The 13,942-nt window shown below is 71.9% G+C and carries 11 protein-coding genes; 6 read left to right on the top strand and 5 right to left on the bottom strand.

The genetic code is table 11. The features are described 5' to 3' along the window. Positions 1–233: 233 nt before the first annotated feature. Both AB4Y83_RS00685 and AB4Y83_RS00680 read right to left on the bottom strand, forming a co-directional pair. Positions 234–1,577 (bottom strand): glycosyltransferase 87 family protein, encoded by a 1,344-nt coding sequence (locus AB4Y83_RS00685; RefSeq protein ID WP_442274515.1) that lies wholly within the window; start codon positions 1,575–1,577, stop codon positions 234–236. Between the two features lie 48 nt (positions 1,578–1,625). Further along, positions 1,626–3,878 carry a transglycosylase domain-containing protein gene (locus tag AB4Y83_RS00680; RefSeq protein WP_442274514.1) on the bottom strand — a complete coding sequence of 751 codons (2,253 nt, stop codon included), beginning with the start codon at positions 3,876–3,878 and terminating at the stop codon, positions 1,626–1,628. A gap of 261 nt (positions 3,879–4,139) precedes the next feature. On the opposite strand from AB4Y83_RS00680, the gene AB4Y83_RS00675 reads away from it, so the two are divergent. The 4 genes from AB4Y83_RS00675 (at position 4,140) to AB4Y83_RS00660 (ending at position 7,673) form a co-directional block, all read left to right on the top strand. Next, positions 4,140–4,652: a SigE family RNA polymerase sigma factor gene (locus AB4Y83_RS00675; protein WP_442274513.1), complete on the top strand. Its 513-nt coding sequence runs from the start codon at positions 4,140–4,142 to the stop codon at positions 4,650–4,652. Then, positions 4,649–5,728 carry a hypothetical protein gene (locus AB4Y83_RS00670; protein ID WP_442295715.1) on the top strand — a complete coding sequence of 360 codons (1,080 nt, stop codon included), beginning with the start codon at positions 4,649–4,651 and terminating at the stop codon, positions 5,726–5,728. The genes AB4Y83_RS00675 and AB4Y83_RS00670 overlap by 4 nt, the downstream gene beginning before the upstream one ends. 196 nt (positions 5,729–5,924) lie before the next feature. After that, entirely contained in the window at positions 5,925–6,578 is a 654-nt protein-coding gene (locus AB4Y83_RS00665) for a PadR family transcriptional regulator (RefSeq protein ID WP_056779632.1), read from the top strand. Positions 6,579–6,581: 3 nt separating this feature from the next. Next, on the top strand, positions 6,582–7,673 hold the full coding sequence (locus tag AB4Y83_RS00660) for an inositol-3-phosphate synthase (RefSeq protein ID WP_442274511.1): 1,092 nt from the start codon (positions 6,582–6,584) through the stop codon (positions 7,671–7,673). A gap of 81 nt (positions 7,674–7,754) precedes the next feature. On the opposite strand, the gene AB4Y83_RS00655 is transcribed toward AB4Y83_RS00660, so the two are convergent. Both AB4Y83_RS00655 and AB4Y83_RS00650 read right to left on the bottom strand, forming a co-directional pair. Then, the gene (locus AB4Y83_RS00655) at positions 7,755–8,153 is read right to left on the bottom strand and encodes a hypothetical protein (RefSeq protein WP_442274510.1); all 399 of its coding nucleotides are present in this window, start codon (positions 8,151–8,153) and stop codon (positions 7,755–7,757) included. Positions 8,154–8,333: 180 nt separating this feature from the next. Next, positions 8,334–9,017, bottom strand: a complete 684-nt coding sequence (locus tag AB4Y83_RS00650; RefSeq protein WP_442274509.1) for a DedA family protein — start codon at positions 9,015–9,017, stop codon at positions 8,334–8,336. A gap of 176 nt (positions 9,018–9,193) precedes the next feature. Between AB4Y83_RS00650 and AB4Y83_RS00645 the strand changes: the two genes are divergently transcribed. Then, complete coding sequence (locus tag AB4Y83_RS00645) at positions 9,194–9,832, top strand: peroxiredoxin (RefSeq protein WP_442274508.1); 639 nt, start codon at positions 9,194–9,196, stop codon at positions 9,830–9,832. Positions 9,833–9,923: 91 nt separating this feature from the next. On the opposite strand, the gene AB4Y83_RS00640 is transcribed toward AB4Y83_RS00645, so the two are convergent. After that, entirely contained in the window at positions 9,924–11,243 is a 1,320-nt protein-coding gene (locus tag AB4Y83_RS00640) for a S8 family peptidase (RefSeq protein WP_442295714.1), read from the bottom strand. A 38-nt stretch (positions 11,244–11,281) separates the two neighbouring features. On the opposite strand from AB4Y83_RS00640, the gene AB4Y83_RS00635 reads away from it, so the two are divergent. Continuing rightward, positions 11,282–13,939, top strand: a complete 2,658-nt coding sequence (locus tag AB4Y83_RS00635; protein WP_442295713.1) for a CHAT domain-containing protein — start codon at positions 11,282–11,284, stop codon at positions 13,937–13,939. The last annotated feature ends 3 nt before the right edge of the window (positions 13,940–13,942 follow it).

Below are 13,942 nucleotides of genomic sequence, written 5' to 3'. Positions count from 1 at the left end.
TAACCCACCTCCTCTGGTCTCGGCGGTCACGAGTCTCTCTCGTGACAGGAGGGTTGCATTCGTCCCGCCGCGAGCCTGGGGCCCGGCCTGATCTTCCAGCCGGGTTCAGCCTCGCAGACCTCACCGACATCGGTCGGTTCGATCCACAGGCCACCGGGCACACGGCGAACTGGGCAAGACTACCGGCCCGGACGGCATACTCCGAAATCGGAGGGCCCTCGCGCGGCCACGGCTCAGGAGAAGCGGACGATGAGCCGGTCCTCGGCGCCGCTCATCGGGCCCGCGAGGTCGTCGGGCTCACCCTTCGACCGGCTCCACCGGTCGCGGGCCCGCAGCCACACGACGGCCACGAGCCACAGCACGGCCACGACGCGCAGCATCGAGAAGAAGGCGTACCACGACGCCGGCAGACCACGATCGGGCACGGTCGTCGCCGCGATCGTCAGCCACACCGCGACGAAGTTGAGCGTCTCGGCGCCGGCCCAGATGAGGTGGTCGCGCCACTGGAGGGCGCACCACGCGATGAGCGGCAGCAGCCACAGCGAGCTCTGCACGGTGAACGACTTGCCGGTGACGAGCACGATGCCGACCATGACGAGCGACACCTCGGCGATCGTCGGGCGTCGGGCCGACGACAGCGCCAGCACCGCCCCGACCGCGAGGGCGACGAGCCAGCCGACGACGGCGAGCGCCGTGACGGCCCCCGTGGGCAGGGGGTGCCCGGCGAGCTGCGGCAGCAGCCACGGAGAGCCATAGCCGGCTCCGGCCGACGCCCACCCCTGGTAGGGGGAGGCGGCCGCCTCGTGGTTGAGCAGCCAGAGCCCGGAGAGCAGCGCGCCGAACGTCAGCAGCGCGTAGCCGGCGACGCGACCCATCTCGCGCAGCCGACCCGACCGCACGCAGAGCAGCGCGATCGCGACGAGGATGAGCACGGGATAGGTCCGCGCCCCGATGGCGAGCCCGAGCAGCACTCCGGCGAGCGTCGGGTTGCGCCGCGACCACGCCCACATGCCGGCGCTGGCCAGCGCCACCCCGAGCAGGTCGGCCGAGATGAAGCCGGCCAGCACGACGACGGGGGACAGCGCGACGTGCGCCGCCGAGATGGGTCGAGCGGCCGACGACGCGACGAGCCACACGATGACGAGCAGCAGCAGGGTCAGCAGCACCGACCACAGCGCGAAGTACCACGCGGCCCGCGTCTTGAGCGATCCGTCGTCGGGGCCGAGGCTCGCGACGGCCGTGAGCACGAGCCCGGTCAGGGGCGGCTGCCCGGTGACCGGCGCGCCGTCGCCACCCTGGAGGTATGCCGCGAGGCCGGCCTTGAGGTTCGCGTCGCGGTATGCCGTGGGCAGGTCGGCGTAGCAGGCGCTCCAGAACTGGGTGTCGCCCGTGAAGCCGGTGCGCAGGCAGGGGGCGCGCAGCAGGATCGCGAGCCCGGCGGTGACGGCCGTCAGGGCCGACAGCAACGCGGCCGTGAGCACCCACGGGAGCTCACGGGCTGCGGCATACCGTCCGCGGGGGCCTCCGATGATCTCGGAGGCCGCCCGCACGACGGGGTCGTCGACCTTCTCGGTCACGGGACGGTCACCCCGTCACCCCGTCACGGTCCCCGGCCCGCCCGCGCGTCATGGGCCGTTGCCGGGTTTGGTCGACGTGGGCGACGGTCCCCCTCCCCCGGGCAGGGGAATCGTGATCGTCGGCTGCGTCGTCGTCGGCTGGGGCTTCCCGGTGCCGTTCGTCTTCGTCGGCTGCTGCGTCGTCGTCGGCGGTGCCGTCGTGGTGGTCGGCGCCTGCGTGGTCGTCGTCGTCGCCGTCGGCGCCTGGGTCGTCGTCTGCGGCGGCGGCGTGAACGTCGTCGTCGGGGTCGGGATCTTGTCGTCGCCGACACCCGCACGGTTCGGGAAGTCCTGGACCTCCATGTTGTCCGTCACGACCTTCATGAAGTCGTAGAAGACGTCGGCCGGGATCGTGCCACCCGTGAGGTTGGTGTCCTCGGAGCTCGTCAGCGTCTGCGGGTTGCCGTTCGCGTCGGGCTTGTACATGCCGATGGACACCGCGAGCTGCGGGATGAACCCGGAGAACCAGATCGACTTCGCCTCTGAGGACGTGCCCGTCTTGCCCGCGACCGGGCGGTTCAGGCGCTGGAGCTTCGTCGCGGTGCCGCCGTCCTTGACGGTGTAGGTCATGGCGTCGGTGACGTCGGCGGTCACGTCCTTGTCGAAGGCGCGCTTCGTCTGCGGCTTGGCGTCGTAGGTGAAGTCACCGGTCGTCGAGGTGACCTTCTTGACGAAGTACGGCTTGGCCCGCACCCCCTGCGAGGCGATCGTCGAGTAGGCCGTGGCCATGTCGATGACGTGCGGCGAGGCCGTGCCGAGGACGTTGGTGAGGGTCTCGTCGAGACCCGGCGTCCGCGCGGGGATGCCGGCGTCGATCGCCGCCTGCCGGGTCAGGGCCGGCGTGATCGTGTTGTTGAGGTTGACGAAGGCCGTGTTGATCGAGCGACCGATCATCCGGCGCATGTCGACCATGCCGTAGGAGCGGTCGCCGAAGTTCGTGATCTTCGTGCCGTCGATCTCCTGGGGCTGGTCGCCGTCGAACTTCGTCTTCGTGGACACGCCGTCGCGGACCGCCGCGAGGACGGCGAACGGCTTGAAGTTCGAGGCGCCCTGCATGATCGCCTGGGTCGAGGTGTTGAACTGCGACTTGGCGTAGTCGGCGCCGCCGTACATCGCGACCACGGCACCGTCGCCGGGCCGGACCGCGACGAGGCCGCCCTGCACCTTCTTGGGCAGGTTGTCCTGCATCGCCGCGATCGCCGCGGTCTGGGCCTTCTTGTCGATCGTCGTGACGATGCGCAGGCCGCCGTTGTCGATGTCCTGCTCCGAGAGGCCGGTCGAGACGAGCTCGCGCTTGACCTGGGCGGTGATGAAGCCGTTGGGGCCCGACGAGAACTTGTTGCCCTTGTAGGCCTGGATCTTCGGCAGCTCGGTGTACTTGGCCCGCTCGGCCGCGCTGAGCCAGCCCTCCTGCACCATCCCGTCGAGGACGTACGCGTAGCGCTTGGTGAGGTTGGCCTCGGCCGTGTCGCCGTTGGCGGGGTCGTAGAGGGACGGCGCGTTGATGACCGACGCGAGCACGGCCCCCTCGCCGACGGTGAGCTTGGAGACGTCCTTGCCGAAGTACGCCTTGGCCGCGCTCTGGATGCCGTAGGCGCCGCGACCGTAGTAGATGGTGTTGAGGTACTTCTCGAGGATCTCGGCCTTGGAGAGCTGGCCGTCGATCTTGACCGCGATGAGGATCTCCTTGGCCTTTCGGGAGATCGTGCGGTCCTGGGTGAGGAAGTAGTTCTTGACGTACTGCTGGGTGATCGTGGAGCCACCGACCTGGGTCTCACCGGTGACGCTCGTCTTGACGGCGCGCAGGATGCCGCCGACCGAGATGCCGTTGTTCTGGTAGAACGTGCGGTCCTCGGCGGCGATGTGGGCGTCCTGGACGAACTTGGGCACCTGCTTGAGCTTGACCGACTCGCGGTTGCCGTCCTGGACGGCGATGCGGTCGAGCTCGGTCTTGCCGTCGCTGTAGTAGACGATCGAGACCTGCTTGTTGGCCAGCTCGTTGGGCTGCGGGATGGCGGTCTGGTTGTAGGCGATGACGACGCCGACGACACCGAGCACGAGCAGCACCGCGGCGGCGATCGAGCCCCACTTGAGCGTGCCGAGCACCCACTTCTTCCAGCCGGTGCGGCCCTCGCCCTCACCGTCGGCGAAGCCGGCGGTCCCTGCGGACCGGCCGTTGCCGTTGCCATTCCCTGCGCGCTGGGGCCGGCCCTTGTCGCCCGCCAGCTGGGCAGCGCGGATGTCGCGCCTGCTCTGCGTCACAACCTGCTCCATTCACTGATCAGGCCCGAGAAACCGTCCCGGGCCGCCACTCAGTATGACCTGACCGGCGCCGTGACGACGAAACGACGGAGGCGGCTCACACGAGCGGCACAAGCACCCCACAGACTGTTTTCACATACCCGGGGGTGGCGGGCAACCTTTCTCCGGCCCCAGACGGTCCTGCAGGATGTGACGACAGTGACAGGCACCGACGCCGGGGCGAGCAGCCTCTCCGCCGGGCCGCTGACAGGGGGACGAGCCGTGGACCGAGGGTCCTTCGACGACTTCGTGGCGACGCGCTCGACCCGACTGCTGCGGACGGCATACCTGCTCACGCACGACCGGGCACTCGCCGAGGACCTCGTGCAGACCTCGCTCGCCAAGGCGTGGTTCGCCTGGGCGCGCATCGACGGCCAGCCCGACGCGTACGTCCGCCGGGTCATGGTCAACACGTACTCGAGCTGGTGGCGGCGGCGCTGGAACGGCGAGCAGGCCACGGCCGACCTGCCCGAGCGTGCCGCCGCTGCCGGGCACCGCCCCGAGGACGTACGCGTGGACGACCGCACCGACCTCTGGCGGGCGCTCGCTCGGCTGCCGAGGCGCCAGCGGGCCGTCGTCGTGCTCCGCTTCTACGAGGACCTGTCCGAGATCGAGACCGCCGAGATCCTGCAGTGCTCCGTCGGCACCGTGAAGAGCCAGGCGAGCCGCGCGCTGGCCAAGCTCCGCATCGACCCCACCCTGAGCCCGACCTCCGACGAGGAGCGTGTCCGATGAACCTCACCGACCTGCGCGACGAGCTGACCACCCACGCCGACGACCTCGGCACCGCCCCTGACTTCACGGCCGGTGTCGCCGGCCGGGTGCGCACGACGAAGCGCCGCGGGGCCGTCGCCGCAGGCTCGGTCGCGACGCTCGCCGTCGCCGCCCTCGCCGTCGGTGTCGTGACCTCGCTCGGCCGTCCCGCGCCGACGGTCCCAGCCGCGTCGTCGTCGAGCGCTGCTCCGATGATCGGAGCCGACGGCCTGCCGTTCCGCTCCGTCCCCGACGCTCCCGGCGACGTCGTCAAGGACGGCCTGCGCTACCGCGCCCGGGTGGCCGACGACCGGCTCGTCGCCGGTTTCATCGGTGACCGTGGCCAAGGTCAGTTCTCGCTGGTCTGGGAGCCCATGACGACCCACGTCTCCATCGGCGCCGAGTGCTACCTGCCCGGCCTGACCGACACCGCAGCGGCGACGTACATGGTCACGGTCAGCTTCGGGGGGACCGCGGGCTTCTTCGGCAGCTCGTGCGCGGCCGGCCGGCCCGCGGAGCGCGACCTGCCGGCCGGGGGAACCGTCCCCGGCGAGCCGGACCAAGGGTGGACGGAGCTGACGGTCGGGCGCACCGCCTCGGTCCGCATCCAGCTCGTCGACGCGAAGACGCGCAAGCCGGTCTCGGTCGACGGCGCCCAGCTGACCGGCGCCATCTACGCGCAGGGCGCACGGACCCTGATTAGGGACCTGTCCGGCAAGCCGGTCGCGGCCCTCCCCGACGTCGTCGAGCGTGAGGGCTACCGCTACCGCCTCGAGGGCCGTGCGTCGGTCGCCGACGCGACGACGCGCGACGAGCTCGTCGTCCCGACACCCGGCGGTCGGCCGTTCCTCGTGACCTACGGGTATGCCGGCACCGGTGGCCCCTCCGTCGGGGCCGAGCACCTCACCGGACTCGTCGACGAGAGCACCGCCGTCTCAGGCGGCCTGACGACGGCGGCACAGCCGGCCCGGCCCGAAGGCACCGTGACCCTGCGTCACGACGGCGCGGTCGCCGCGACGGGCGTCCGGCTCGTGGCCGTCTACGTTTCCGAGCCCTGACACCCCGGCTCCGGTCCAGGCCACACCGGCCCGGACGCCCGGCGCCGGGTCAACCAACAGGCACGAACCACCAAGGCGTCGGATAGACGCCGAAACCTGGGTTCGGTCCTGTTGGTTGACCCGTCGGCGAGCAAGCCGTAGCGCGATGCGTCGGTGTGATGTATCGCAGCGATATATCTGGGTGTACCGTAGTCACGTGCCCAAGTCCGAACGTCCTCAGAGCCGCCGCGCTGCGCTGCTCGAGTTCGCGGTCCTCGGCCTGCTCCACGACGGCCCGCTGCACGGCTACGAGCTGCGCAAGCGCCTCACCACCGCGCTCGGCATCTTCCGGGCGCTGTCCTACGGCTCGCTCTACCCGGCGCTGCGCCACCTCGTCGACTCGGGCTGGATCCACGAGACCACCGAGGCGGCGACGGGAAGCAGCAAGCGGCCCCGCATCACCTACGAGCTGACCGCCGACGGCAAGGAGCACTTCCAGGACCTCGTCGCGGCCAGCGGCCCCGACGCCTGGGACGACGACGACTTCGACGTCCGCTTCGCCTTCTTCTCGCGCACCGAGGCGCAGGTACGCCTGCGGATCCTCGAGGGCCGGCGCTCCCGGCTCGAGGAGCGGCTCGCCAACATCCGCGACGCCTCCCAGGCCCGCCGCGAGCGGATGGACAGCTACACGCTCGCCCTCCAGCAGCACGGCGAGGAGCGCGCCGAGCGCGAGGTGCGCTGGCTCGAGGAGCTCATCGTCGCCGAACGCCGCGCGGCCCTCGACCCGGGCCCGGCGGCCTACGACGAACCCGGCCTGGCCACCACAGACATCACCACCCCCCAGAGCACGACCACCAACAACAAGGAGTGATCCATGGGATCCGTACGCGTCGCCATCGTCGGCGTCGGCAACTGCGCGAGCTCGCTCGTGCAGGGCGTCGAGTACTACAAGGACGCTGACGCCACCACCGGCGTCCCCGGCCTCATGCACGTCAAGTTCGGCGAGTACCACGTCTCTGACGTCGAGTTCGTCGCCGCTTTCGACGTCGACGACAAGAAGGTCGGCAAGGACCTCTCCGAGGCCATCAACGCCTCCGAGAACAACACCATCAAGATCGCCGACGTCCCCACGACGGGTGTCGAGGTCCAGCGCGGCCACACGCTCGACGGTCTCGGCAAGTACTACCGCCAGACGATCGACGAGTCCGGCGCCGACCCGGTCGACGTCGTGCAGGTCCTCAAGGACCGTAAGGTCGACGTCCTCGTCTCCTACCTCCCGGTGGGCTCCGAGCAGGCCGACAAGTTCTACGCCCAGTGCGCCATCGACGCGAAGGTCGCCTTCGTCAACGCGCTCCCGGTCTTCATCGCCTCCGACCCCGAGTGGGCCGCGAAGTTCGAGGCCGCCGGCGTCCCGATCATCGGTGACGACATCAAGAGCCAGGTCGGCGCGACGATCACGCACCGCGTCATGGCCAAGCTCTTCGAGGACCGCGGTGTCGCCCTCGACCGGACGTACCAGCTCAACGTCGGCGGCAACATGGACTTCAAGAACATGCTCGAGCGCGAGCGCCTCGAGTCCAAGAAGGTCTCCAAGACCCAGGCCGTGACGTCCAACCTGACGGGCTCGCTCTCGGGTCTCGTCGACAGCAAGAACGTCCACATCGGCCCGTCCGACTACGTCGCGTGGCTCGACGACCGCAAGTGGGCCTACGTCCGCCTCGAGGGTCGCGCCTTCGGCGACGTGCCGCTGAACCTCGAGTACAAGCTCGAGGTGTGGGACTCGCCCAACTCGGCCGGCATCATCATCGACGCCATCCGTGCGGCGAAGATCGCCAAGGACCGTGGCATCGGCGGCGCCCTGCTGTCGGCCTCGTCCTACCTCATGAAGTCCCCGCCGGAGCAGCGCCCGGACGACCTCGGTCGCGCCAAGCTCGAGGCCTTCATCGCAGGCACCGAGGAGCGCTGACCCAACCGGTCGATCCCGAGCCCGTATGCCGTGAGGCCCCTCCCAGCCGGGAGGGGCCTCATCGCTGTCGCTCCTCGAGGATCACGCCTGGCGCCGGACGCGGCCGGACTGGACGACTGCCGTGACGCCGAGGGCCAGGAGCACCAGGGCCGGCAGCAGCGCCGGTGACCGCCAGGGCGTGAACTGCGGGTACGAGGCGACGGCGACGGCGGCACTGACGGCGCACACCAGCCCGGCGAGCACCTCGAGGAGGCCGAGCACGCGCGAGAGGCCGGCAGCTCGGTGCGGGTGGTGGGGCGTGGAGCGAACGACGTTGACCGCGACCGCACCGAAGACCAGAGCGACTCCGCAGACCGCCACGCCGATGGGGGTGTAGAGCGTCTCCAGCTCGGCACCGGACCGCGTGCCAGCCACGACGAGGACGATCCCCGTGCCCAGTGCTGCCGCGGCGACGACGACGTGCCCCAGCGCGATGGCCATGGCCTGGGCGGACGGTGCACGCCTGTGTGAACCGAGGTGCGTGGAGGTCGTCATGCTCCAGCACAGCACCGATCCGGCCGCTGCGGACGAGTATGGCGACTCAGTCGGAGCCGGTGATCCGGGCGCAGCGCTCGGTTCGCGGTCCAGACGAAGCCCGATGAGCGACCCCGACGCGCGCGCTCAGCCCGCTGACGGCATACGCGAGGGGTTCTCGCCGCCCTCCGCGTCGGCACCTTCGGCAGCGTCGGCGCCCTCGGCATGGTGGCGGCGCACCTGCCAGACGACGAGGGCCCCCACGACGACGACACCCACGGCGACGGCGGCGCCGCGCCCGAGCCACGTCTCGACCCGGGCGTAGGAGCGGCCCGCGAGGTAGCCGGCCGTGACGACGACGCTCCCCCAGGCGATGCCGCCGGCGGCGTTCCAGACGAGGAAGGTCGGGTAGTGCATCTTCGACATCCCGGCCAGGGCCGGCATGACGGCGCGCAGGAACGCGGTCCAGCGGCCGAGGAAGACGGCGGCGCCGCCGCGGCGGCCGAGGAAGCCCTGCGCCTGGTCGATGCGCTCGCGGTGCCGGTCGAAGGCGCGCAGAGCCACGACCCGGCCGCCGAGATGACGGCCGACCTCGAAACCGACGGTGTCGCCGACGATCGCGGCCACGACGACGACGACGAGGACCGCGGCGAGCGGCACGTGCCCGAGCGAGGCGGCCACGCCACCGAGGATGGCGACGGTCTCGCCGGGCACGACGAAGCCGACGAAGAGCGCGTCCTCGACGAAGACGATCCCACCGACGACGAGGAGCACGAGCCACACCGGGGCATGGAGGACCTGGGTGGTGATGGTGTCGAGCAGGGCGCTCACGTCGGGGGCTCCTATGGATGGCGACAGATTCCACGCGCAGTCTCGGTGAGTCGGCTGGGAGTCCACTGGATGCGCGTCACAACATTTGGACACCCATAACGTGATGCATGGTTCTGTGGTCAGAATGGCACGCAGACCGGGGCGCGCCGTGCGCCCGACCGCGAGAGGACGAGCCAATGGCAACACCGCGACTGGGCGAGATCGCCCCCGACTTCGAGGCCACGACGACCGAGGGCCCGATCCGCTTCCACGACTGGAAGGACGCCAGCTGGGCCGTCCTCTTCAGCCACCCGGCCGACTTCACGCCGGTCTGCACCACCGAGCTCGGCCGCGTCGCCGCCCTCGACGACGAGTGGAACAGGCGCGGGGTCAAGGTGCTCGCCGTCTCGGTCGACCCGATCGAGCAGCACGAGGAGTGGAAGGGCGACATCGAGGAGGTCAGCGGTGCGACCGTCGGCTACCCGATCATCGCCGACGACTCCCGCCAGGTCTCCGAGCTCTACGACATGATCCACCCCGGCGAGGGCGACACCTCGGGCGTGCGCTCCGTCTTCATCATCGACCCGGCCAACAAGGTCCGCCTGTCGCTGACCTACCCCAAGAGCGTCGGCCGCAACTTCGACGAGATCCTCCGCGCCGTCGACGCGCTCCAGCTCACCGACAGCGGCCCGTTCTCCACGCCGGCCGACTGGCGCGAGGGCCAGAAGGTCATCGTGGCCCCGACCGTGTCGACCGCCGACGCCCGCGAGCGCTTCGGTGCCGACGCCGTGGACGAGGTCAAGCCCTACCTGCGCTTCACCACCGCCCCGGCCTGACGCGGCGGGACGGACGGTGGCCGGCCCGTGGGTCGGCCACCGTCGACGTACCGATCGTCCTGTCACGACACGGGTGACGTCAGCACCCGGGTCAGGCGGTCGGGCTGGCGTCACCACTGCCGAGCAGGCGGGCGCCGACGCCGACCCCGGCCTGACCGCGGGCGACGTCCAGCAGCGCGTCGACCGCGCCGCGGGCGCTCTCGCCGCTCCACGTCATCCGCGACACAGTGAGCCCGGCGACCATGGGGGCCGCGAACGACGTGCCGCTCCAGGCGGCCAGCCCGTCCGGGAAGTCCTCCTTGCGGCCGACGAGCGGGGGCTCGCGGTAGACGTAGGTACCCTCGGGGAAGGCGTTGACGACGTCGGTGCCCAACGCGTACACGTCGACCCAGCTGCCGTGGTTCGAGAAGCCCGCGCGGGCGCTGCCCTCGTCGCCGGCGAGCGCCCCGACCGACACGGCCCACGGGAAGGCAGCCGGCCAGAACGGGCCGCGGTCGCCGTCGTTGCCCGCGGCCGCCACGAGCACGGTCCCCTTGAGGTGACGCAACCGCCGCTCCCAGAAGACCTCGAAGGACAGCAGGGGCAGGTTGCGCCGGGTCCGCGTGCCGCCCGACAGGTTGATGACGTCCGGCGCGTGCCGGAGGGCCCGGACGAGGCCCCTGACGACATCGGTCTCGAAGGCCGCGCCCCCGACCGAGAGCACGGCCTCGACGCGGACCTCGGCCGCGGGCGCGTACGTCCGCACGATGCCCGCGATGAACGTGCCGTGTCCCGTGTAGTGGCCGACCGTCGGGGGCTCGGGCGGGCCCGTCACACCCTCGAGCCACGAGTGGGCGGCGATGACGTCGCGCAGCGTCCCGGTGTCGACGATGACGACCCGTCCGCTGCGGCCGTCCATGTTGTCCGGGACGACGGACTCGTCGAAGGAGTCGACGGACCGGGGCTGGGGCTCCTTGGCCATGCACCACGTCACGGGCGTCACGTGGATGAGGTGGTCCGGGGTCGCCACCCCCACCCCGAGGGCGTCGTCGAGCTCGGCCACGACCGAGGGCACGTGCGCCCGGGCGGGCAGGACGAGGGCGTGCAGGCCGACGGTCTGCTGCGGCGTCTCGTCCCCGGCCTTGTCGACCGGGAGGTCGAGGCCGAGGTGCGTCACGACCCTCGGCACGTCCTCGTCGCGGACGAGGACGACGCCGGGCCGATAGAGGTAGCGGGCCACGCCGTGCGCGTCGCGCTCGACCCCGAGGGCGCGTCCTGCTCGTCGGAATGCCTTGACGATGCGGCGCACCTGGACGTCGGACCGGTCGGTGACCACTCCGTCGTCCCAGGGGTCCCACCACTGGATCGCGCGCAGGACGTCATCGCGCCCGCCCACGTCCGAGTTGCTGCCATCATCACTGGTAGTAGTCATGAGTTACCTCCGGGGCGGGGACATGAAACAGGTCCGACATGAACGCCAGACATGCAGCAGACGAGGCGGCCGCCGCGGCTGATACACGTCCCCCGAGCCCTGTCGCGGACGACCTGCTCCCTCTCGCAATATCCCAGCCCGGCCTCGCCACCACAACGGCTCTGGAGCTGCTGGCCGGACCGGCCGGGCCTCACGAGCGTTCGCTCGCACACCACGCCCTCGCCATCGTCGAGCGTGACCGCGGGCGCACGGAGGCCGCCCTCGCCCAGGCGAGACGGGCCGTGGCGTACGCCCGTCGCGCGGGACCCGACCGCGAGGCGGAGGTGCGGGCGACGCTCGGCACGACCCTCGTCTTCGCCGGGCGCACCGCCCAGGGGCTGCTGCAGCTCGAACGCGCGCTGCGGCTCAGCACCGGCCCCACCCGGCACCGGGTGCTCCACCTGCGCGGGTGCACCTTCTGGCTGCTCGGTCGCTACGACGAGGCCGTGCGAGACCTCACGCGGGCCGTGGAGCTGAGCCGGCGGGCACACGACCGTCTCTGGGAGGGAAGGGCGCTCGGGTCGCGCGGCGATGCCCGCCGAGCGCTCGGTGACGCCGACGGGTCGAGCGCGGACTACGCCGCCGCCGAGGCCGTCCACCTCGAGATGGGGGCCGTCCTGGAGGCGACGCTCTCGGCACGCAACCGGGCCCTCGTCGCCCTCCAGCGCGGCGACGTCGTCGTGGCCCTGACGCTGATGGACCAGGCGGAGGAGCGCTACCGGACGGCCGGGGTCGACTCGGTCGAGCAGCTCGTCGACCATGCCGAGGCACTGCTCACGGCCCGGTTGGGGGCCGAGGCGGAGGGCCTGCTGGAGGCCGCGCTGGCACGTCCCGACCTGGCACCGGTGTGGCGGGCCGACCTGCTCCTGGCGTCGGCGCGCGCCGCGCTCCTGCTGGGCCGGTGGGAGGCCGCGGCCACGCGCGCCCGGGAGGCCGAGCTGACCTTCCGCGCTCACCGTCGCCACCGGTGGGCGGCCCGGTCGACGCTGCTCGGGCTCGAGGCGGCATATGCCGCCGAGCAGGAGGCTCGCCGGTCCACCGRGGGGGTCAGCGCCCTGCCCCGTCCGTCCTTGCCCGAGCTGCTGCACCGGACACGGACGCTCGTACGGGTCCTGCGCCGACTCGACGACCCGTCCCTGCCGGAGGCCCTCCTGCTGCTGGCGCAGGTCGCCGGCGACACCGGGCACGAGCGCCTGCGGTCTCAGTCCCTCCGAGACGCCGCCGACCGGCGCAGCGACGGCGCTCCCCTGCCCCGTGCCGCGGCCTGGCTCGCCCAGGCGCTCCTCGCCGAGCAGGCCGGCGACCGGCGTGCGCTCCGGCACGCCTGCCGGCGGGGGCTGGACGCCGTCGACGAGCACCGGTCGCTCATCGGCGACCTCGAGCTGCGCGCCCTCGCGAGCGGTTACGGGCTCGACCTGGTCTCGATCGCCGTCGCGGACGCGGAGGCAGCCGGTGACGCCCGGGCCGTGCTCTGGTGGACCGACCGTTGGCGCGCGACCGCCCTCACCGGGCCGGCCGTGCGCCCGCCCGACGACCCGGAGCTGGCGAGCCAGGTCTCGGCGCTGCGTGACGTGACGCGCCGCCTCACCCTCGGCGGGGAGGAGCACCACCTGGTGCGCGAGCGCGCGCGCCTGGAGTCGGCGGTGCGCAGCCGCTACCGCCGCCTGCGCGCCGGAGGCACCGACCACGTCGGCCGCGACCTCGACCGTCTCAGCGACCGTCTCGGTGAGACGACGCTGCTCTACGTCGCGATAGTGCGCGGTTCGCTCGTCGCGGTCACCGTGGCCGACGGGCGGGCCCGGCTGCAACGCCTCGGCGACGCCGCGTCGGTCGAGCGCGAGGCGACGTACGCCCGCTTCGCCCTGCGCCGGGCCGCCTACGGGCGCGCCGTCGACGTGTCAGCTGCCGGACAGCGGCTCCAGGACGTCCTGCTCGGGACGCCCGATCCGGCCTGGTGCCGTCCGTCGGTGCTCGTCGTCCCGGCCGCCTCGCTGCTGACCGTGCCCTTCGCGCTGATGCCGGCGCTGCGGGACGCGGCCCTCACCGTCTCGCCCTCGATCGCCCTGTGGGCTCGGTCGCGCGAGGACGCTCCGCCTCGGTCGTCGCGCGGGCACGTCGCCCTCGTCACGGGCCCGGGCCTCAGCTCCGAGCAGCGCGAGGTCGCCGACCTGCGCCGCCTCCACGGTGACGCCGTGGTGCTCGGCGGCGGGGCCGCGACGGTCGAGGCCACCCTCGGCGTCCTGGAGGGAGCCCGACTGGCCCACCTCGCGGCCCATGGCGACTTCCGGGCGGATGCGCCACTGTTCTCGTCACTCATGCTCGCCGACGGGCCCCTCATGGTCCACGACCTCGACCGGCTGAGACGACCCCCACGCTCGGTCGTGCTGTCTGCGTGCGACTCCGGGGGCGTCCACCCGATCGGCGCCGACGAGGCGCTCGGTCTCGTGTCGAGCCTGCTCGCCATGGGCACCCGGTCCGTCGTCGCGAGCGTCAACCCGGTCAACGACGCCGCCACGGTGAGGGTCATGTCGACCGTCCACGCAACCGTGGCCGCGGGCGGGTCGCTCGCCGACGGCCTCCGTGATGCCCGGGCCGCCGGCGCCGAGGACCCGCTCCTCGCGGCCACGGCCGCATCGTTCACCGTCTGGGGTGGCTGAGGG

The organism is Terrabacter sp. RAF57 (assembly GCF_052113925.1).
Classification (GTDB): Bacteria; Actinomycetota; Actinomycetes; order Actinomycetales; family Dermatophilaceae; genus Terrabacter.
Note: the sequence above shows the minus strand (reverse complement) of the source record. Positions and strands in the feature narration are given on the sequence as shown.